This is a genomic window from bacterium (assembly GCA_028821235.1).
Taxonomy (GTDB): domain Bacteria; phylum Actinomycetota; class Acidimicrobiia; order Spongiisociales; family Spongiisociaceae; genus Spongiisocius.
The window spans coordinates 36041-56479 of the sequence record JAPPGV010000120.1; the positions used below are offsets into that span (position 1 = coordinate 36041).

At 67.7% G+C, this 20439-nt stretch carries 21 protein-coding genes; 11 read left to right on the forward strand and 10 right to left on the reverse strand.

The genetic code is table 11. From position 1 onward, the window contains the following. Positions 1-5: 5 nt before the first annotated feature. The 3 genes from OXK16_12515 to argS are packed head-to-tail and all read left to right on the forward strand — an operon-like array spanning position 6 to position 3393. The gene (locus OXK16_12515) at positions 6-806 is read left to right on the forward strand and encodes a hypothetical protein (GenBank protein ID MDE0376766.1); all 801 of its coding nucleotides are present in this window, start codon (positions 6-8) and stop codon (positions 804-806) included. A gap of 6 nt (positions 807-812) precedes the next feature. Continuing rightward, positions 813-1571, forward strand: a complete 759-nt coding sequence (locus OXK16_12520) for an A24 family peptidase (protein MDE0376767.1) — start codon at positions 813-815, stop codon at positions 1569-1571. Positions 1572-1629: 58 nt separating this feature from the next. Then, complete coding sequence (gene argS, locus OXK16_12525; protein MDE0376768.1) at positions 1630-3393, forward strand: arginine--tRNA ligase; 1764 nt, start codon at positions 1630-1632, stop codon at positions 3391-3393. Between the two features lie 24 nt (positions 3394-3417). On the opposite strand, the gene OXK16_12530 is transcribed toward argS, so the two are convergent. From OXK16_12530 to OXK16_12545, 4 genes are read right to left on the reverse strand one after another with little or no spacing between them, the layout of a single operon-like run. After that, on the reverse strand, positions 3418-4056 hold the full coding sequence (locus OXK16_12530) for a hypothetical protein (protein ID MDE0376769.1): 639 nt from the start codon (positions 4054-4056) through the stop codon (positions 3418-3420). After that, positions 4053-5300 (reverse strand): (Fe-S)-binding protein, encoded by a 1248-nt coding sequence (locus tag OXK16_12535; protein MDE0376770.1) that lies wholly within the window; start codon positions 5298-5300, stop codon positions 4053-4055. Before OXK16_12535 ends, OXK16_12530 begins: the two co-directional genes overlap by 4 nt. A 1-nt stretch (position 5301) precedes the next feature. Continuing rightward, entirely contained in the window at positions 5302-6384 is a 1083-nt protein-coding gene (locus tag OXK16_12540; protein ID MDE0376771.1) for an FAD-binding oxidoreductase, read from the reverse strand. Continuing rightward, complete coding sequence (locus OXK16_12545; protein ID MDE0376772.1) at positions 6381-7802, reverse strand: FAD-binding protein; 1422 nt, start codon at positions 7800-7802, stop codon at positions 6381-6383. Before OXK16_12545 ends, OXK16_12540 begins: the two co-directional genes overlap by 4 nt. Before the next feature lie 69 nt (positions 7803-7871). Here OXK16_12545 and OXK16_12550 point away from each other — a divergent pair, with 69 nt between their 5' ends. Continuing rightward, entirely contained in the window at positions 7872-8129 is a 258-nt protein-coding gene (locus OXK16_12550; GenBank protein ID MDE0376773.1) for a NifU N-terminal domain-containing protein, read from the forward strand. A gap of 24 nt (positions 8130-8153) precedes the next feature. Next, positions 8154-9023, forward strand: a complete 870-nt coding sequence (locus tag OXK16_12555) for an ankyrin repeat domain-containing protein (GenBank protein MDE0376774.1) — start codon at positions 8154-8156, stop codon at positions 9021-9023. Positions 9024-9068: 45 nt separating this feature from the next. Here OXK16_12555 and OXK16_12560 read toward each other — a convergent pair whose 3' ends face one another. Next, the gene (locus tag OXK16_12560; protein MDE0376775.1) at positions 9069-9860 is read right to left on the reverse strand and encodes a hypothetical protein; all 792 of its coding nucleotides are present in this window, start codon (positions 9858-9860) and stop codon (positions 9069-9071) included. Between the two features lie 194 nt (positions 9861-10054). Here OXK16_12560 and OXK16_12565 point away from each other — a divergent pair, with 194 nt between their 5' ends. Then, positions 10055-10672 (forward strand): hypothetical protein, encoded by a 618-nt coding sequence (locus tag OXK16_12565; GenBank protein ID MDE0376776.1) that lies wholly within the window; start codon positions 10055-10057, stop codon positions 10670-10672. A 179-nt stretch (positions 10673-10851) separates the two neighbouring features. Then, positions 10852-11202, forward strand: coding sequence for a hypothetical protein (locus tag OXK16_12570; protein ID MDE0376777.1), 351 nt, complete (start codon positions 10852-10854; stop codon positions 11200-11202). A gap of 93 nt (positions 11203-11295) precedes the next feature. Here OXK16_12570 and OXK16_12575 read toward each other — a convergent pair whose 3' ends face one another. From OXK16_12575 to OXK16_12590, 4 genes are all read right to left on the reverse strand, one after another. Then, the gene (locus OXK16_12575; GenBank protein MDE0376778.1) at positions 11296-12324 is read right to left on the reverse strand and encodes a glutamine synthetase beta-grasp domain-containing protein; all 1029 of its coding nucleotides are present in this window, start codon (positions 12322-12324) and stop codon (positions 11296-11298) included. Between the two features lie 233 nt (positions 12325-12557). Next, a complete protein-coding gene (locus OXK16_12580; GenBank protein MDE0376779.1) occupies positions 12558-13238 on the reverse strand; it encodes a class I SAM-dependent methyltransferase in 681 nt (226 codons plus the stop codon). A gap of 10 nt (positions 13239-13248) precedes the next feature. Beyond that, positions 13249-13641, reverse strand: coding sequence for a Rid family detoxifying hydrolase (locus OXK16_12585; protein MDE0376780.1), 393 nt, complete (start codon positions 13639-13641; stop codon positions 13249-13251). 135 nt (positions 13642-13776) lie between these two features. Then, positions 13777-14139 carry an iron-sulfur cluster assembly accessory protein gene (locus OXK16_12590; protein ID MDE0376781.1) on the reverse strand — a complete coding sequence of 121 codons (363 nt, stop codon included), beginning with the start codon at positions 14137-14139 and terminating at the stop codon, positions 13777-13779. A gap of 137 nt (positions 14140-14276) precedes the next feature. On the opposite strand from OXK16_12590, the gene OXK16_12595 reads away from it, so the two are divergent. The 4 genes from OXK16_12595 to ligA are packed head-to-tail and all read left to right on the forward strand — an operon-like array spanning position 14277 to position 19818. Then, positions 14277-15515, forward strand: coding sequence for an Mrp/NBP35 family ATP-binding protein (locus OXK16_12595; protein ID MDE0376782.1), 1239 nt, complete (start codon positions 14277-14279; stop codon positions 15513-15515). Positions 15516-15551: 36 nt separating this feature from the next. Then, positions 15552-16718, forward strand: a complete 1167-nt coding sequence (locus OXK16_12600) for a cysteine desulfurase family protein (protein MDE0376783.1) — start codon at positions 15552-15554, stop codon at positions 16716-16718. Then, positions 16715-17767, forward strand: a complete 1053-nt coding sequence (gene mnmA / locus OXK16_12605) for a tRNA 2-thiouridine(34) synthase MnmA (GenBank protein MDE0376784.1) — start codon at positions 16715-16717, stop codon at positions 17765-17767. Before OXK16_12600 ends, mnmA begins: the two co-directional genes overlap by 4 nt. A gap of 17 nt (positions 17768-17784) precedes the next feature. Beyond that, a complete protein-coding gene (ligA, locus tag OXK16_12610; protein MDE0376785.1) occupies positions 17785-19818 on the forward strand; it encodes an NAD-dependent DNA ligase LigA in 2034 nt (677 codons plus the stop codon). 37 nt (positions 19819-19855) lie between these two features. Here ligA and OXK16_12615 read toward each other — a convergent pair whose 3' ends face one another. After that, positions 19856-20257: a hypothetical protein gene (locus tag OXK16_12615; GenBank protein MDE0376786.1), complete on the reverse strand. Its 402-nt coding sequence runs from the start codon at positions 20255-20257 to the stop codon at positions 19856-19858. Positions 20258-20439: the final 182 nt, after the last annotated feature.

Consider the following 20439-nt stretch of genomic DNA (forward strand, 5'->3'; position numbering starts at 1 on the left):
TCCCGATGGCGTTCCTGCGTCTGGCCGTCCTAGGCGATCCGGTGGCCCATTCGCTCTCGCCGGTCATCCACGCCGCCGCCCTGGAGTTCGCGGGACTCGAGGGGGTATACCGGAGGCGTCAGGTCGATCACATCGGCATGAGACGGGCGGCAGACGACCTCCGGTCCGGGCGCCTGACCGGCGCCAACGTGACGATGCCCCATAAGGCCCTGGCCGCCGGGTTGGCCGACAGGCGCTCGGAGGCGGTGATCCGCTCGGGCGGCGCCAATACCCTCTGGATCGAGAAGGGCGGGCTCCACGCCGACTCCACCGACCCGGCGGGAGTGCGCTTCGCCTGGCAGCATGCCCGACTCCCCGACGATGCTCCCGTGTTGCTGCTGGGCGCGGGCTCGGCTGCCGCGGCGGCGCTCCTGGCGCTGGCCGATCGCGACGTCCGGGTGGCGGCGCGACGGCCGGACGCGGCCCACCAGCTGGTAGCCCGCGTGGGCGCCAAGGCCGTGGTCGCGCCGTGGGGCCGGCCGGTGGCCGGGGCGGTACTGGTCAATGCGACCCCGCTCGGCATGCGCGGCGAGGCCCTCCCGGCCGGCGTGCTGGACGAGGCGGCGGGCCTGCTGGAACTGGCCTACGGCCGCGGGCAGACCCCGGCCGAGGCGGCGCTGGCGGCGCGGGACCTGCCGGTGGCGTCCGGGGAGTTGGTGCTGGTCGGCCAGGGGGCCGCCTCGTTCGCCATCTGGACCGGCGTGGAGGTGCCTCCGACCGTGATGCTGGAGGCGCTCACCGGACACCGGGATCCGCCCACCGCGTAGGCGATAATGCTCTACCTGGTCACGGGATTTCTGGGCCTATGGGTGGGCCGACTCCTGCTGCCAATGATCCGAGCCGAGTTGGATCGGGCGCCGGTCCGGTCGGTCATGGCCCGCCGACCGAGCTGCGACTGTCCTGTGCGCCCGGCGGATTACGTGCCCCTCTGGTGGTGGGCGGGAAGCCGGGGCTCCTGTTCCCGATGCAACCGGTCCGCCGGGGCGTTCTACCGGCTGGTGGAGCCGGTGACCGCGGCTGCCTGGGCCGGTACGGTCGGTTTGGCAGGCGCGCAGTGGGCCCTCGCATCGTTTCTGTGGATGGTGGCGGTGACCGTGGTTATGAGCTTCGTCGACCTGCGGAGCTACCGCCTTCCCAACCGGGTGCTAGTACCCGGCGTCGTGGTGGGTCTGCTGCTGCTCTCCGGTGGCGCCCTTCTGGACGGTCGTATCGGCGACCTGCCGGAAGCGCTGGCCGGCGGCCTCGGTTACTCGGTCGCGCTGCTGATCCCGGCCCTGCTGACCCGGGGCGCTATCGGGATGGGCGATGTCAAGCTGGCCCTCCTGCTGGGACTGTTCACCGGCTACCACGGCTGGGAAACCACCGTCGCGGCCTTGGCCGGCGGGTTCCTGCTGGCCGGAGCGGTGGGTGTTCTGCTACTGGCCCTGCGTCGCATCACCCGCCACGATCACCTACCGTTCGGTCCCTTCATGGTCGCCGGTGCCTGGTTCGCCATCGCTCGGGCGCTGGTAGGAAGTCCGGGGATCGTCTGAGAGCCGCTCACCACTTATCGCGTGGTTTCCGGGCCCGGGTCTATCCTGCCGGGTTCGTATGAGCCTTCTCTCGGATCTGACCAGGATCGTTGCGGCCGGTTTCGAATCCGCCGGTCTGGACGCCTCGTTCGGAGCCGTCCAGGTCTCGGATCGTCCCGACCTAGGACAGTTCCAGTGCAACGGCGCGCTGGCTGCCGCTCGAAGCGCCGCTCGCGACCCGCGTTCCATAGCCGGGCAGGTGGTGACACAGATCGAAGGCGACCGCAGGCTCGCCTCGGTGTCGATCGCCGGGCCGGGTTTCATCAACCTGACCGTGACCGGCCGGACCCTGGCCGGCTACGTGGACGCCATGGCGGGGGACGGGAGGTTGGGCGTGCCCGCGGTCGGACTCCCCCTCAATGTGATAGTGGACTATGCGGGGCCGAATGTCGCCAAGGCGATGCATGTCGGGCACCTTCGGGCCACGATCATCGGAGACACGATCAAGCGCCTCTTCCGTTTCGCGGGACACGAGGTGTTGGGAGACGCCCACTTCGGTGACTGGGGCCTCCAGATGGGCATGCTCATCGTGGCCACCCGCCGGCGACATCCGGACCTGGCCCACTTCGACGGAACCTACGAGGGTCCCTACGAAGAGCCCCTCTCCATCACGCTGGCCGATCTCCAGGAGTGGTATCCGGACATGGCCCGCCAGGTGGCGGAGGACGAGGAGGTGGCCACCGAAGCCCGGCGGGCCACCACCGATCTCCAGTCGGGCCGGCCCGGGTACGTGGCCCTCTGGGAACACTTCGTCCGGGTGTCCCGCGCCTCCCAGGAGCAGGACTTCTCCGACCTGGGGGTGGAGTTCGACCTCTGGTACGGGGAGAGCACGGTCCGGGACCTGCTCCGACCGATGGTGGATGGGACCCTCGCCCGGGGGATTGCGGTCCGGTCGGCTGGAGCGGTGGTGATCGAAGTGAGCCGGCCTGACGACAAGGCCGAGATCACGCCCCTCGTGCTGGAGACCTCCCACGGGGCCTTCCTATACGGCACCACCGACGTGGCCACCATCCAGATGAGGGTCTCGGAACTGGGGGCGGACCTAATCCTCTACGTGGTCGACTCTCGCCAGTCCTACCACCTCGAGCAGGTGTTCCGGGCCGCCCGCCGGGCCGGCCTGTCCGGAGGGGCAGCCATGGAGCACATCGGATTCGGAACCATGAACGGGCCTGATGGCACACCCTTCAAGACACGGGAGGGCGGTGTGCTCAGGTTGGGAGACCTGATCGACATGGTCACGAACGCCGCGGCGGCCCGTCTGGAAGAGTCGGATCTGGCAGCCCTCTATCCCGGGGCCGAACGAGCGGTGATAGCGCGTCAGGTCGGGATCGCCGCCCTCAAGTTCGGCGACCTGGTCAACAACCGTACGTCCAACTACGTCTTCGACGTGCGCCGCTTCACCGCGCTGGAAGGTAAGACCGGTCCCTACCTGCAGATGGCGGCCGTGCGCATGGATTCGATCCTTGCCCGGGCCGCTCGCCGGGGATTGGCGCCGGGCGCCATCCTGGCGCCGCAGCACGAGACGGAGACCAGGCTCCTGCTACGGCTCCTCCAGCTACCCGAGGTGATCGACCGGGCCATGGACCTGCGCGCCCCCAACCACCTGGCTGAGTTCGCCTACGAGGTTGCCGCCGACTTCAGTCGCTTCTACGAGGCCTGCCACATCCTGACCGAGCCCGACCCCCGACTGCAGTCCTCGTGGTTGGGGACGGTCCGGACCTCCCGCCGCGTGCTGGATCTCCTGCTCGACCTGCTGGGTATCGAAGTTCCGGCTCGCATGTAGGTGCGGCCGGGCGCCGGCCGCGGCTCAGCCGCTCCGGTATTCCAGGATTACGAGGAGCATCCAGGGCGCGTAGAGGAGGGAGGGAACGTTGGCGGCGATCCACGGGTAGCGAGGTGCTCCGTACTGGAGGGCCGGCCAGGCCAGCGCCAGGGCGATCAGACCTGCCGGCCAGGCCCGGCTGCCCACCACGCCCAGATACGCCGGCACGAGGTCGAACAATTCGGAGAAGCGGGCCAGGCTGGAGGTCGCCAGGCCTGCCAGCGGGCCGGTCACCCAGATACCGACCAGAATGGCCGGCACCCAGGTAAGCAACGTCTCCCACGGCTCGGCCGCCACCCGCAGGCCGGAGGGCCCGAATCCCCACTCGGTGGCCAGGCCGATAGCCGCCGCGCCGAGCATCAACACCGCTACCCCGACCGCCAGGACTTCGGACTCCGGCGGTGCCAGGTCGAGCGTGAGCAGTCCGAACCCACCCAGGGCCAGCCCGATCCCCATCCCGGCGAGTCCGGTGCCGATGACGGCCAGGACCACGCCGAGCGCCATCCGCAGCGACTGCATGCCGATGATCCCCCACCGCCAGAGCTCGGAACCGGGCTGGAGGATCGGGGGGAGCAGTTCGAGTAGGTTCCGGCGCCGCCGGTCATATGGTCGGTAGTCGGTCACCGGACGGCTGCCCGTCTCTCCGCCCGCTGCAGAGCCTCCCAGTAGAGCTCCACCGGATGAGCCACCCGGGCCTCATGCCCGAGTTGGCTCAAGTAGGTGCGCAGTTGGATCTCGCATCCCGGATTGGCACTGGCTACGAGAGAAGCTCCCGTCGCCTCCACCTGTTCCGCCTTCGAGGAGCCCAGGCGGCGTGACATCTCAGGTTCCAGCAGGCTGTAGATGCCAGCCGCGCCACAACACAGGCCGTTCGGGTCGATCTCGACAGCGGTCAGCCCGGCCGCGGCCAGGATTGTCCGGGGCTGGTCGGTAATCCGCTGCACGTGCCGGAGATGGCATGGGTCCTGTACCGCCACCAGGCCGCCATCGGTGCTCAGTCGGGGAAGCCTCCCGTCGGCGATCGCCTCCGCCACCACCTCGTTCACATCGGCCACCCTGGCGGCAAGTTGCTCCCCGTCGTCAACCCAATGGTCGTACTCCTTCATATGGGCCCCGCATCCGGCCGAATTGACGACCACCAGATCCACATCCCGGAAGGCCGCCATGTTCACGGAGGCCATCTTCCGGGTGTCATCCGCCCAGCCGTCATGCGCGGCGAGCGCCCCGCAACAGGTCTGGCCCCTGGGCGAGACGACCTCCCACCCCGCCGCCGCCAGCAGCTCGAGGGTGGCGGTGTGGACGTCTCCGAACCAGGCGTCCATGACGCAACCGGCCAACAGAGCGGCCACCCCCCGTTTCTCCCCCTCCGCGGTCCTGGTCCTCCCCACGATCGAGGGAGGCCTCCCCTTGAGCGGTCGGAGCCCCGCCACGTTGCCCCGGATCCGGCGCGGCGCCAGCCTGGTGAGCCGGAGTGACTGGGCGATCGAAGCGGCCAGCGTCCCGAATCGAACCGCCATCCGGCTACGCAGCAGGCGGGCCGTCACCAGCCGCCGGAGCCGGCGGTCGATTCCCGAGGTCTGGGCGGCTATCTCGGCCCTGGCGCCCTCCATGGCCCGGCCGAACGGCACGAACGATGGGCACACGACCTCGCAGGCACGGCACTGCAGGCATGCCCCCATGATCTCCTCGAAGCGGCCGTCCACGGGTCTTCCGGCGGCCACCGCCGACATGGCGGTCAGCCGTCCCCGCGGCGAGGCGGTCTCGAGTCCGGTCAGCCGGAAGGTAGGGCAGCTGGGCAGGCACAGCCCGCACTGGATGCATGAGGAGAGTTCGTCCGGGCGTGGCGCGTGAGGGGTGACCCAGCTCATCTCAGATCCGGCCCGGCAGGATGCCCCGGTTGATCCTGCGGCCGGGATCGAACAGGTTGACGACTCGCCGCTGGATCTCGATCGATGGGGGCGGCGTTCCCCACGGGTCGAACGCCCCGGCTACCGATTGGGGCGCGTCCAGCATCAACAGAGCCCCTCCGAGGGACTCGGCCCGGCCCCTCAACTCGCCGAGTTCCTCGAGGTCGACCTCGTCGGCGCCAACCGTTACCTCGCCGACTCCGAATTGAGCCAGGTACGTCCAGCCCGGGTCGAGCCCATCGACGATGCCACGCAGGGACGAAGGCGGGGTCCGCACCGAGAAGCGAACCGCTCCGGACGGATGGTCCGGCCAGTTGAGCCCCGGGGTGGGTATGGCGCCCAGCGCGGCAGCCTGGCCTGACACCTCCTCGGGGGTGCCTCCGAGGAATACGGCGGTGCCCTCCCGGGTCTCCAATACGGCCAGAGGCCGATAGGCCACCTCGAGCGCCTCTTCGGGGGACTCCACGGGCACGGTCGCGGATGCCTGTGGGACCGGCCATAACTTGAGGCAGACCCGGGCGATCAGGCCCATGGCTCCGAGCGAGCCGGTGGCGAGGCGGGGAATGTCGTACCCGGTCACGTTCTTCACCACCCGGCCGCCGGCGGTGACCACCCGCCCATCGCTGGACACCAGGGTCGTCTCCAGCACCCGGTCCCGGATCGGGCCGTACCGGTAACGCCGCCATCCGGATATGGCGGTGGCGATCGCGCCGCCCACCGTGCCGGTTCCAGGTTGCTCGGGCAGCAGGGCGGTCTGGCCCTTCGACGCCAGCATCTGCTCGAGTTCCTCGACCAGCACCCCGGCCTCCACCACCACGGTCAGGTCGTCCGGCTCCCACGCCACCACGCGATCCAGCCGGGACGTGGAAAGGACCACGTCGGAGGTCACCGGGTATCCGATGCCCCGGTGGGAGCCACCGCCGTGGATCCGGATGCGGTCTCCTCCGGCCGGCAGGTTGGCCATCAGGCCGGCCGCCTCCTCGATGGTCTCGGGCGTGGCGGTCGGTAGGCCCGAGACCCCGTCCGTCGAGCTGGCGAGGCTCAAACCCAGACCCCCACCGGTGGCGGACGGCCGAAGTCGAAGCATCGTGAGCCCTGTGGCACGATCTTGCCGGGGTTCAGCCTTCCGTCGGGATCGAAAGCCTCGCGGATGCGCGCCTGGGCATCGAGGCCCATCTCGTCGAAGACCAGGGGCATGTAATCCCGCTTCTCCATGCCGATGCCGTGCTCACCGGACAGCGAACCGCCGATGGCTACGCACATCTCGATGAGGTCTCTCCCGGCAGCGTCCACCCGCTCCATGACCCCTGGCACGGAAGCATCGAACGACATGAGCGGGTGCAGGTTGCCGTCACCGGCATGGAAGACGTTCAGCATCGGGATGCCGTGACGCTTCGAGATGGCATAGGTCTCTTCTATGGCTTCCACAAGCCGGGTCCGGGGTACCACCGTGTCGTGCAGGTAATAGTCGGGATTCATCTGGGCGATGGCGCCGAAGGCCGACTTGCGACCCAACCAGATCCGCTTCCGTTCGGCCTCGTCGGAGGCTATCCGGGTCAGGGTGGCCCGATGGGAGACGGCCAGCCGGCGCACCAGCTCGGCCTCGGCGTCCACCGCTGACGGATGTCCGGTCACCTCGGCGATCAGCACGGCCGCCGACTCGGTTGGAAAGCCGGCATTCGCAAAACGCTCCACCGCGATCGTCATCGGCTGGTCCATCATCTCGAGGGCTGCCGGGATCAGCCCGTTGGCGATGATTCCCGACACGGTGGCGGCCGCGTTCTGCACCTCGGGAAAGGCCAGCAGGATGGTGCGGGACGCGGGCGGGTTCGGCAGCAGGTTCACCAGGACGTCGGTGACGATGCCCAGCGTGCCCTCGGAGCCCACCATCAACCCTCGTATGTCGAGTCCGGTCGGATCCGGCGCCGGCCCGCCTATCGGCACGATGTCGCCGTCCGGCGTCACTATCTCCATCGCCAGCACGTGGTTGACGGTGGTTCCCTCGGCCAGGCAGTGCGGTCCCCCCGAGTTGTTGGCCACGTTGCCCCCGATCGTGCAGACCGACTGGGATGAGGGATCGGGCGCGTAGTGGAGGCCGAACGGGGTGGTGTGGATGCTGAGGTCCAGGTTGATGACCCCGGGCTGTACCCAGACGCACCTGTTCTCGACATCGACGGGGCCGATACGGTTCATGCGGGTTGTGACCAGCAGCACGTGGGGCCCGGTGGTGACCGCTCCACCTGCCAGGCCGGTTCCCGAGCCGCGCGGCACCACCGGCACGCCGTGACGCCCGGCCAGGCGCATGATCGTGGCTACCTCGCCGGTACTGCGGGGGAAGACCACCAGTCCCGGCTCGCCGCGTACCAGTCCGGAATCCTTGCCGAAGACGTACAGGTCGAGCGGATCGGAGGCCACCTGCTCGTCACCGAGCCGGCGACGGAGCTCGAGTTCGAGGGATCGCACAAGGTGATGGTAGTGGTTACGGGGTTGTGCACACGGGACGGGATTAGCATCTCCGGCAAAGGAGGTCCGGTGCCGATCGTCCCCCAATACACCCCCAATCCCAACGCGCTGAAGTTCGGCGTCGGGGTGGAGGTGGGCGGTCCCCGCAGCTACGTAGCGGCCAACGCCGGAGACGACCCCGTGGCCGGCGAGCTGTTCGGGATCGAGGGGGTGATGAGCGTCTTCATGACCGCCGACTTCGTCACCGTCACCAAGGCACCGGACGCCGACTGGTCCGGCATCGAACCCGCGGTCGTGGTCATTCTCGAGAGGCACTTTCCGGACTAGACAGACCACAAGTACGATTCTGGTGTGGAGTCATGCGCAACACGTCCGGGCCAGGAGGATCGGCTGCTCTGCGCTCTTCGAGCCATTCGATCCGGCGACGCGGACGGGCTTCGAGCGGCTCTCGACACCGACCCGGAGGCGGTGACCCTCGCGGTGGGTGGCAACACGTTGCTTGAATTGATGACGCAACCCGAAGCCGGACCTGCTTCACCCGAACTAGTCGACGTGCTGATCGACGCCGGCTCCGAACTGGATCGGGCCTTGAATCTCGCTGCCTGCTGGAACCTGGCGGATCTGTGCTCCCAACTCCTAGCGGCCGGCGCCGACCCTACCGCCCGAGCCGACGCCGGCATCACGCCGCTGGAGTCGGCCGCCATGCACAGTTCCACCCAGGCCGCCGACGTGCTGGTCCAGCATGGACTCCACCGGCAAACGCTGTGGCTGGCCGCGGCTGCGGGCCTGCTGCCGATGGTCAGGGAGTGGGTGGCGACCGACGGTTCGTTGCTGGCGGACCCGGGCCCCTACCGGCCGGACTGGGCCGACGTGGGCAGACCCGTGGGCTGTCCGCCGACCGATGACCCGGCCGAAGTCGTGAATGAGGCCTTGGTGCTCGCCGCGGCCAACGACCGGAAGGAGGTCGTCGACTACCTCCTGGGAACGGGGGTGGATGTCGACGCGCGCCCGTACCGGAATACGACCGCGTTGCACTTCGCCATCCAATTCGGCCGACTCGATATGGTGCGGCATCTTCTCCGTCAGGGGGCATCCGTCACCATCGAGGATGACACGTACCGTTCGGACGCCGCCGGTTGGGCGCAGGCGTGCGAGAGTGGTAGCGAGGACGGGACCGAGATCCACCGACTGGTCAGCGCGGCCCGTTCAATCCGCCCGTAGCCGACTGCGCCGTCTTGAAGGCATAGCGTCATGGGGAACCGTCGATCAACGTGTCACCGGCCAACCGATACCGGCCGAGTCCACCACCCACGTCAGCTCGGTCTCCGGCAGCGGGAGTAACTCCGTCTCGGTCGGAGCGGAGATCTCGGGCAGCGAAAGGGCTCGTACCTCACCATCCGGCTCTACCCGGAGGTCGACTTCCACCCGCTCCACCGGAAGCCGCTGGAATGCGGCTCCGTCCGGCGCCACCAATCGGCGGATCAGGACGGCGGCTCGGTAGGTATCCGGTCCGGTCTGGGTCACGGATCGGGTCCGGGTCCATTCCACATAGGACACGGTTTCGGCGCTGGACGGCTCAGGCGCCACTCCGTCGGGCAATCGGAGGCCCGAAGCGGCCTGCACCCGATCGGTCCACACTTCCGATGGATCGATGGTGAAGAACTCCAACACCAGCCACTCGGCGGTGCCCGCGAGAGTCCTCTCCGTACCTTGCCGGTCGACCGCCATGAGGTCGGCCTCCGAGATCCGGGTGGTGACCTCCGGCTCGGCCAGGGCCACGGTAGCCGGGCCCGGTCCCTGCCGGTCAGCCACGGGTGGGAGGGTGGAGGTCGTGGCCAGCGGTTCGGATGCGACGGCGATCGGCGTGACCGGCATCAGATCCGGTGCCGATGGCCGGTTGATCTGGCGGAAGACCACCATGCCCAGCACCACCACGACCAGGCCGGCTGCGATGCCGTAGATCAGTATCTTGCGGTCGGGTTGGGCAGGGATGGTGAGCTGTTCCCACGGGATGTGCTCGCTCACCTGGTCGTCGGTTGGAGGTGGAAGGTTTGGCACGGGCGGACCCTTTCGCTCCTCCCGGTGCCGACGAACATCGCGCCTCCGGACAACATACCCCGAATATGGCCTCGTTTCCAGCACGGTCGCATGCCCCGCCGGGCAGGGATAACCGGAAACCGGTCGCGTGCGGACTAACGTTGTTCGCTATGGTGTCCAACCCCGACCCCAGGCCCGGCCGGTGGGTATTGCCCTTGGTAGTGCTGGGAATGATCCTGTTCACCTGGGTCTGGGTGAACCGTCTGGAGCCGCCTGCCGTCGAGATTACTTCCGGTGCAACGGGCACTACTCGGCCCACGACCGCAACCTCGGCGGCCGTTGAGGACACATCCGCCGGTGATGGCGGGACCGAGACGACCGAAGACACCACTCCTACGACCCTCCTGCCGCCCGAGATCGAGGTGTACCTCACCAACCTGGCCGAGGACAAGACGGCGCTGGCGGCGCTGGTCGAGGAGTTGAACGCTGTCAACGACGCCTGGGAGAACCGGGATGAGACCGGTGTTACCTTCGCCGAGACGGAGGCCGGCATGGTCGCTGCCTCCGAGCGCGCCGTGGTCTTCAGCGAGGCGGTGGAGCTCCACCGGCCCCCAGAGGACGTGGCCGGGTTGACCGACGCTCACCAGCGGGTCTACGAGTCGGCGGCCGCAGTCGCAGAAGCAGCAGCCGCCGCCCTGACCGGATTGAGAGCGCCCGACACCGGCGAGGACCGCCGAGCGGCCATGGTGGAGTTCCGGGCCGCAGCGGCCAGCTTCGAACAACAGGTCGACCAGATCAGCGAGATCGTCCGGCAGGGCTTCGGCGCCGCCTGACAGTTCCGGGCACGTTCCCGATGACTCCTTGCCTGTCCCGACACGCTGGCTACTACTGAGGCTTCGCCGACCAGCCCCCTTGAAACCATCATCGGATAGCGATATATGGAGTGTGGGATGACTAGAAGCAGGGTGTGTAGCTCAACATCCATCCCGTGCTCTGGGCTACACTGGCAGCAATGGAGTTAAGCAATATGGACTATGCAGTGGTCGTCGGATTGTTCGGCATCTCGGTCGCTTTCTTCTGGCGGGTCGTGTTCGTGCTGGCCCGAAGCATCGAGAGAAGCCTCGATGAGTTCAAGGCCCTTACCAACGAGCGCTTCGACCGCCAAGATGCGGCGATCAGGGAAGGCTTCGCCAAGCAGGATGAGCGGTTCGACCGGCAGGACGGGCGGCTGGACCGACAGGATGAGCGCCTGGAGAGGCACGGCGCTTTGCTACTCCAGTTGGTCAGGGACGTCGGTCTGCTGACCGGCGCGCTGATCGGAATACCGGGCAAGGAGAGAGAGAAGGTCGGCTCCCGCGAGTAGGCCTTACCGGCCGCCGGCGAGGGTGCGAAAGAGTAAAGGCCCGATGCGCGCATTGCTGCACGCATCGGGCCTCAGACCACAGGGTCGGTTGGTTCAGGAGGAGGCCGCTCCGCAGATGGTCTCCATGATCAGGCGGGTAACCAGGTAGGGATCGCAGTTCGAGTTGGGACGGCGATCCTCGATGTAGCCCCTCTGGTTCTTGTAGGTGGTCCAGGGGATCCTCACGGATGCGCCCCGGTCGGACACCGCGTAGTTGAACTGGTCGTAGCGCTGGGTCTCGTGGGCCCCGGTCAACCGCATCTCGATGTCGGCGCCGTAGTTCTTGACGTGCTCCTGCGCGTTGGCGCCCAGAGCCTCGCAAGCGGCGATGACGGCGTCGTAGTTCTCCATCATCTGGCGAGTCGAGACGTTGGTGTGGCATCCGGCGCCGTTCCAGTCACCCAGTACCGGCTTCGGATGCAGGGTCACCTGGAGGCCGTAGTCCTCGGCGATCCGCTCGATCATCCAGCGGGCGATCAGGATCTGGTCGGATACCTCGACGGGCGGCAGCGGCCCGATCTGGTATTCCCACTGCCCCGGCATCACTTCGGCGTTGGTGCCCTCGATCGACAGGCCGGCGTCGATGCAGGCCTGGCTGTGCGCATCCACCACGGGCCTCCCGAAGGCGCGATTGGCGCCCACGGAGCAGTAGTACGGGCCCTGGGGGGCCGGATACCCGCCGAGCGGGAACCCCGGCGGGGGTCCGTAGTACTGGCTGGCCGTCGGATCCATCATCGTGATGAAGGTGTATTCCTGCTCCAATCCGAAGATCGGGTTGAAGTCGGCGTACTTCTCGTAGGCTGCCACGCAGGCGGCCCGGGTATTGGTGGGGTGGGGTTCGAGGTCGGGCGTCAGGCACTCGGAGAGCACGAGAATGTCGTCGCCGCCCCTGATCGGGTCGGGAACGGTCTTCACCGGCCTGAGCACCACATCCGAGTCGCCTCCGGGCGCCTGGTTGGTGCTTGATCCGTCGAAGCCCCAGATGCCCGGCTCTTCGCCGTCCTTGAGCACGTTGGTCTTCGACCGCAGGAGCGGGGTCGGATCGGTCCCGTCCGACCAGATATACATCGCTCTGTAAGCCATTCCATCATCCTCTCATCAGCGGAATCCCCCATGCCGCAGTGAGTCGACCGCCTGGCGAGTGGTCGCCTCTACCCGTTGCGATCAACGCACCCGGGCCTCGTGGGGCGTGGCGTCGCAAGGCTAGTCCGCCCGAGCATGAATCGGAAACGCATGCGTGTTCCGGTCGTCTGCCGATCAGGCGTGGCCGCGCCCCGTTCTGGTGGCGGGATGGTGCCGGACCACCTCGACTCGATTCATCCGTCCGGTCGTGCGGCTTTGGTGGCTACCAGCAGGATGTCGTGGGCCACCCGCACCACGCCGTCCTCGCCCTCCACTTCACGGAAGACCTTCTCGTTCCGCAACAACTCCAACTGGCCGAAATCGGCGGCGAGAGCCTTCTCGTCGAACAACACCTCCGGATGCTGGGGTCCTCCGAACCCGTCCGTGATGTTGTCGGAGTGATGGGCGATCAGCCAGACCGTCCCCCCGGGAGCCACGGCTTCCGCGGCCTTGGCATGAGCCACCCGGCGGTCATGTGGCGCGAGCTGCAGGTACGAGAGAACCACCAGGTCGAAGGCGCCCGGCGGCGGCGTCCAGTCCTCCACCACGTCCGCCACCTCGAAGAGCACATCCACCGTGCGGTCTCCCGCCATCCGGCGGGCCTGTTCCACGGCCACCGGGGATAGGTCGACCCCGGTGACCCGATGGCCTTGGGTGGCCAGCCACACGGCGTTGCGTCCCTGCCCACACCCGAGGTCAAGGACCCGGCGAGGGGTGAGCCCGGTTGCGTAAGCGGCGAGGAACCGGTTGGGCTCGGTTCCCCACACCATGCCTCTGCTCGCGTAGCGCTCGTTCCACGCCTCCACGGTGCCGCTCTCGCGATAGGAAGCGGTTGGCGCCCGACCCGATGATTCGACATGGTCGCCGGGCCGCATGGAGCCGACCTCAGGCCTGGTTCCCGCTCCGGGTGGCCACGATCTCGATCTCGACCAGGAACCCGCCGGGCAGGGCCGACACCTCCACCGCCGACCGGGCCGGGGCATCACCCTCGAAATACTCCGCGTACACCGCGTTGATAGCGGCGTAGTCCCCGATGTCAACCATGAAGATGGTGGTCTTGACGATGTCGGAGTAACCCAGGCCGATGTCGCCCAGCATGGCGCCGATGTTGTTCATCACCTGACGCGTCTGCGCAGAGACGTCGCCGTCTTCCCGTCCACCCTCCGGTATGAGTGCCACTTGACCCGACAGGAACACCAGGCCGGCGGCCTCGACCGCCACCGTGTACGGACCTATGGCAGGTGGGGCACTGGGGGTCTCGAGGGTCTTTCTTGCCATGGCGATGCCTCCGTTGGCTGAGGATCAGAGGCTACCGCGCGTTGTGGCGAGCTCGGGCGCCCGACTGCGGCGACCGATGAGTTCGCAGCATTTACTGCGCGTTGTCATTGATAACTAGCAACTAGTAACTAGCAACTAGCTAAAGCTATTGCCGCAACCGCACGACCTGCTGACGTTCGGGTTGTTGATGGCGAAACCCGCCCCCATGAGGCCGTCCTGGTAGTCCAGGGTCGAGCCGCGCAACAGGTCCACGCTCTGGCGGTCCACCACCACGTAGAGGCCCTCGAACTCCTCGACTACGTCGGCCTCGGATCTGTCAGAGTCGAAGAACATCTCGTAGGAGAAGCCGGAACACCCTCCGGGGCGGACGGCCATGCGCAGGGCTAGGGCCGGGTCCCCCTCGGAGACCAGCAGTTCACGCACCTTGGCGACCGCTCCATCGGTCAGCGTGACCGCCCTCATCGGTCGGCGCGTGGTGATGTTGACGAACTGTTCCATCCGGGTACTCCCGATCGACCGCCCGGGCCATCCGAGGAATCGCGGGCCCGGCGCTGGCATTATACAGGTGGACGGCATCCAACCGTGAGATCGAGCGCAGGAAGTATGCGGATCCGTGCGGCGCGGTTGTTGCCATTGTGATCGGTTCGCTGCCGGAGGTCGGGGAGAGCCGGCGTGCCGAGAACGGCGCCATTGCCGATAAGGTGGGCCGATCCGACGGATGCGCGGAGACGACCATGCCACAGACCCTCACCGAAGACCGGATCATGGATGCCCTACGAGGGGTGATGGATCCTGAGTTGGGTTCGGACGTGGTCGATCTGGGGATGGTGCGCGAGGTCGTACTCGATGAAGGCGTTGTGACCATCGGCCTGGCTCTGACCATCGCGGAGTGCCCGATGCGGGGTCAGATCGAGAACGACACAGTCCGCCGGATCGAGGCCATCCCCGGCGTGCGAAAGGCGGTGGTCGAGACCCGGGCCATGACCAGGAAACAGCGTTCGGAGCTCATGGAGGTGGCACGCCGCCGCGCCCGCGAGAACGCAGCACCCACCCGCGTGCCGCCCACTACCAGGACGATCGCGGTCGGGAGCGGTAAGGGCGGAGTCGGCAAGAGCTCGGTCTCCGTCAACCTGGCCCTGGCGCTCGGCCGGCTGGGGTACCGGGTCGGGTTGCTCGATGCTGACATCTGGGGGTTCTCGATCCCCAGGATGCTGGGGACCGAGGCCCGGATCGAGGCCGATCCGGCTACCAGGCTCATGCAACCGGTAGAGGCCTACGGGATCGAGGTGGTGTCCACGGGCCTGATCGTGGAGACGGAGGAGACCGCCCTCATGTGGCGGGGCCTGATGCTCTCCAAGGCGCTGGAGCAGTTCCTCCAGCAGGTCGCCTGGGGCAAACTCGACTACCTCGTCATCGATCTGCCTCCCGGCACGGGCGACATCCAGATGGCCCTGGCGCGCCTCCTGCCCCAGTCGGAGATGGTCGTGGTGACCACCCCCTCGCGGACTGCCCAGAAGGTGGCGATCAGGGTGGCCGACATGGCCCGCCGCTCCGCCATGCCATTGGTGGCGGTGATCGAGAACATGTCTTACTTCGAAACGCCGGACGGGCAGCGGTTCGAGTTGTTCGGCCAAGGAGGGGGCGAGGCGTTGGCGGACTCGCTGAACATCCCGCTCATCGGAGAGATACCCCTGGATCCGGCCCTGGGCTCAGGCGCCGACCGGGGCGAGCCGGTGGTGGTCGTCCGGCCCGACAGGCCTGCCGCCCAGGTCTTCATGGAGATGGCCGATCGGCTGGTCACTCTGGTTCCCCCGGCTGCCGCCGAGACCTGCACGGGCCGGATCGCCAAGCTGATGGCGGCGCTCTCCTCGTAGGGCTCGATTCCTCGGATTACTTCGGGGGGAGGTTCCATGTTCCGCGCCGGCCGTGGCACAATTCCCACCATGCTCTACCTCGACCATGCCGCCTCCTCGCCTCTGCGCCCCGAGGCTTGGGCCGCCATGGAACCCTTCCGTCTCTACGTCTACGGCAATCCGTCGGGCAGCCACACCATCTCCCGCAGAGCCAAGAACACCCTCGAGGACTGCCGCGACCTGGTCGCCTCGCTGATCAACGCCGACCCGAAGGAGATCGTGTTCACAGGGGGTGGATCGGAGGCCGACAACCTGGCCATCAAGGGCAGGGCGTTCGCGGGCAGCCGCCGCGGCGCCATCGTCACGTCGCCCACGGAACACGACGCCGTCCTCATGAGCGCCGAGCACTGCAGCTCCTTCGGATCCGTGGTCAGCTACGCGAAGGTGACCGCCGATGGCCTCGTCGACCCGGCCGAGGTCGCCTCCCATGTGTCAGCGGACACCGCGGTGGTCTCGATCATGATGGGCAACAACGAAACCGGCGTGCGGTTGCCGGTCGAGGAGGTGGTGACAGGGGTCAAGGCGGCCCATCCCGCGGCCATCGTCCACACCGATGCCGTGCAGGGGTACGTGTCGGAACGGGTGGATGTGGACGTTCTGGGTGTCGACCTGTTGTCTCTCGCCGCGCACAAGTTCGGAGGTCCCAAGGGCGTTGGCCTTCTCTACGTCCGGTCCGGAACGCCCCTCGTTCCCCTGGTCCATGGTGGCGGGCAGGAGCTGGGCCGGCGCTCCGGCACCCATAACGTGATGGCCGTGGTCGGGATGGCGGCGGCCATGGCCGCTCTTGAGGAAGAGCGGGGTGCCTTCGGCGCCCGGGTCATGGGCGAACGCGACGCCTTCGAATCCACGTTGAACGAGCTGATGCCGGACCTGGTCGTCACCGGTGCCGGCGCACCCCGGATGGTCCAGACCGCCCACGTCCGCATTCCCGGTGTTCGCAACGAGATGCTGCTCGTCCGGCTCGACCGGGCCGGGCTGGCCGCGTCGGCGGCCTCCGCCTGCCAATCGGGCGCGGCCGCGGTCTCCCACGTGCTCGAGGCCATGGGCATGAGCCCCGCCCTGGCCAGGGAGTGCCTCCGGTTCTCGTTCGGGTGGTCGACCGGGGAAGGTGAAGGAGCCCGCGCGGCCAGACTGGTCGCCGGCGAAGCAGGCGCCCTGCGATGAGAGCGTTGGTGGCCATGTCGGGCGGGGTCGACTCCTCTGTTGCCGCCGCCTTGATGAAGGAACAGGGCTGGGAGGTCATGGGTGTGACCATGAAGCTCTGGCAGGGTCCCGACGGCGAGGCGCCCACCGCCGGATGCTGCACCGTCTCCGATGCCGAGGACGCCCGCCGGGTGGCGGCCCGTCTCGACATCCCCTATTACGTCTGGGACTACACCGAGGAGTTCATGTCCGGCGTGGTGGGCGGCTTCATCGACGATTACCTCACGGGTCGTACTCCCAATCCGTGCGTGGAGTGCAATCGGACGATCAAGTTCTCACGCCTCCTGGCCCATGCCGACGCCCTCGACTACGACGTGGTGGTAACCGGGCACTACGCCCGGGTCACCTCCGATGGCGGGCGCTACCGCCTGTGGCGGGGAGTCGATCCCGACAAGGACCAGTCGTACGTGCTGTCGATGTTGGGTCAGGACCAGCTGGCCCGGCTCTGTTTCCCGGTGGGCGATCTGACCAAGGACCAGACCCGCAGCATGGCGGACCGCCTCGGGTTGCGTACCGCACGCAAGCCCGACAGCCAGGACATATGCTTCGTCGGGCAGGGAAACTACCGCGAGTTCCTCGCCGGACAGGGCGTGGCGCCGACCCAGGGCCCGATCATCCACCAGGATGGCCGGCTGCTCGGCGTACATCACGGCATCGCCAACTTCACGATCGGGCAGCGGCGCGGTCTCGGAGTGGCTGTGGGCGAGCCTCTTTACGTGAACGACATCGATCCCGACGCCGGAGTCGTGACCGTGGGTAACCGGTCGGACCTGGCGGTGGACGAGGTGACGGTGGAGGACATGAGCTGGGTGGACCGGCCGGTTGCGGGTTCTCTGCTGGCGCAGTACCGAGCCCACGGCCGGGCCGTACCGTCCGAGGTCTCGCTGGAGGACGGAGTGGCGATCGTGCGTTTTGCCGAGTCCCAGGAGGCCTTGGCTAGAGGACAGATTCTGGCTCTCTACCTCGACGAAGAGGTGGTCGGCGGGGGAATCATCAGGACTACTGCCTGACCGGTGCGGCGGGCGGCATGAGCGAGAGGGATCCGGCCAGCCTGATAGCCGACCTGGTCGCGGACATTCGCCACCACGATCACCGCTACTACGTGCTGGACGATCCGGAGCTTCCCGATGCCGACTACGACGACCTGCGCGGCCGACTGCTTGCGCTGGAGGAGGCGCATCCCCACCTGGTCACGGCCGACTCGCCGAGCCGGCGCATCGGGGCGCCGCCGGCCGAGATCTTCGCTCCGGTCGCCCATCGCGAGCGCATGTTCTCCCTCGACAACGCCGAGAGCCCCGCCGAGGTAGCGGAGTGGCTGGCCCGCGCCGAACGCCACCTGGATGGGCCTCCTGGAGACTTGGTGTGCGAGTTGAAGATCGACGGCGTGGCCGTCTCCCTGACCTACGAGCACGGGGTCCTGACCCGCGGCGCCACCCGCGGGGACGGCGCGACCGGCGAGGACATCACCGCCAACGTCCGGACCCTCGCGTCCGTCCCGCTCCGGCTGCTGGGGGACCCTCCCGCCTACATGGAGGTGAGGGGGGAGGTGTACCTACCGCTGGATGAGTTCGATCGCCTCAACGCCCGCCAGGCCGAGGCGGGAGACCGGTTGTATGCCAACGCCCGCAACGCCGCGGCCGGCTCGGTGCGCCAGAAGGATCCGGCGGTCACCGCTTCCCGGAACCTGGCCATCTGGGTCTACCAGGTGGGTTACCTGGAGGGCGGGCCGGCCTTGGCCACCCACTTCGAGACGATGGAGTGGCTCCGCGGGCTGGGACTGCGGGTCCATCCGGGGACCGAGACCGTGACAGGTGTGACAGAGGTGACCGCATACGTTGAGCGTGTCAAGGCGGCGCGCAACGACCTCCCGTACCAGACCGACGGAGTGGTCATCAAAGTGAACGGGCTCGCCGAACAGGCTGAACTCGGCTCCACCGCCAGGGCGCCGCGCTGGGCGATCGCCTACAAGTTCCCGGCAGAGGAGCGGGTCACGCGGCTGCTCGGCATCGAGATCAACATCGGACGCACCGGAGCGGCGACGCCTTTTGCGGTGCTGGAGCCGGTGTTCGTGGGGGGCGCCAACGTCGAGCGGGCCACGCTCCACAACGAGGACGAGGTTCACCGCAAGGATGTGAGGGTGGGTGACCAGGTCGTGGTCCGGCGAGCCGGCGACGTGATCCCCGAAGTGGTCGGCCCGATTCCGTCCCGCCGGACCGGCGAGGAGAAGACGTGGTCGATGCCGTCCGACTGTCCCTTCTGCGAGGCGCCCATTGTCCGGCCTGATGACGAGAAGGTGGCCAGATGCACCCGGGGCCTGACCTGCCCATCGCGGCTCCGGGAGTGGCTGTTCCACTTCTCCGCCCGGGGCGGGATGGATATCGAGGGGATGGGTTACAAGACCATCGACCTCCTCCTGTCGGAGGGCCTGATCACCGGCCCGGCGGACATTTTCACGTTCGACGCCGGGAAACTGCTCGGATTCGAGGGCTGGGGCGAGATCTCGGTCGCCAACCTGAGGGATGCCATCGATAAGGCGCGGGACAGGCCGATCGGAAGGTTGCTGGTGAGCCTGGGAATCCGCCACGTGGGTGGGACGGTGGCACGCCTCCTGGCCCGCGAGTTCGGCAGCATGGAAGCGCTCCGGCTCGCGGATGAGGACACCCTGGCGGCCATCGAGGGCATCGGCCCGGTAATCGCCAAGTCGGTGGCCGAGTGGTTCGCTGACGAGGCCAACCAGAACCTGGTCCGAAGGCTGGGGGAGGGCGACGTCCGGCTTTCCGATCCCGACTGGGGACAAGGCCCCGACAAGACCCTCCAGGGGGTGCGGCTGGTGCTGACCGGTTCGCTGGAGTCGATGACCCGCGCGGCAGCCCGAACTGCCGTAGAGGAACGCGGCGGCAAGCTGGTGTCGTCGGTGTCGAAGGTGACGACCGCGCTCGTGGCGGGCGCATCTCCCGGATCGAAGCTCGCCAAGGCGGAGTCGCTCGGAGTGAGGGTCATCGACGAGAGCACCCTCCTCGCACTCATCGAGCGTGGGCCGAGCGCTCTCGTCAAAAAGTAACATCTAATAACTAATATTACCAACTAGCAAATAGCAACTAGAAAACCCGGAACTCCCAGCTGTATCGGCCCACGTCCGGAAGCCCGCTGAGCTTCCGCCAACTCACCAGGACGGTGTGTGGGCCGGGCGTCCAGAGGATGGTCGAGGAACGGGTCGGCGCCCATGAATGCACGCCGGTTCCTTCCACGAAACGTACCTCCGAATCGGGCACTCTGAACCCGTCTATGTATATGTCCACCCGGTAGCCGACCGGGACGTCCACCTCCACGGGAGTCTGGAGCGGTACCTGGCTGCCGGGTTGGGGCGAGATCTTCTCGAGCGTACGAGGCAGGGGCTCACGACCCGTGTCCGGTGACCCGAAGACGAACCCCATCACGACCACGAGCACCGCCGCGAGACCGAGCAACAGGAAGACGGCGAGGTAGCGCCGATCGGTCACGTGTGGGTCTCCACGGCAGGTGATTCTATGGGGTGGCCCACGCGTGGGGTTCGCCGCCTGTACCAGCGGCGCACCCGGCCGAATGCGGGTCGATGCGGGATGCCATGGCCATGACGCTACCCTGACGCCGTGCGCGTGAATCCGGTGCTGGACCAGATCGGCTCCCACGCCATTACGGCCAT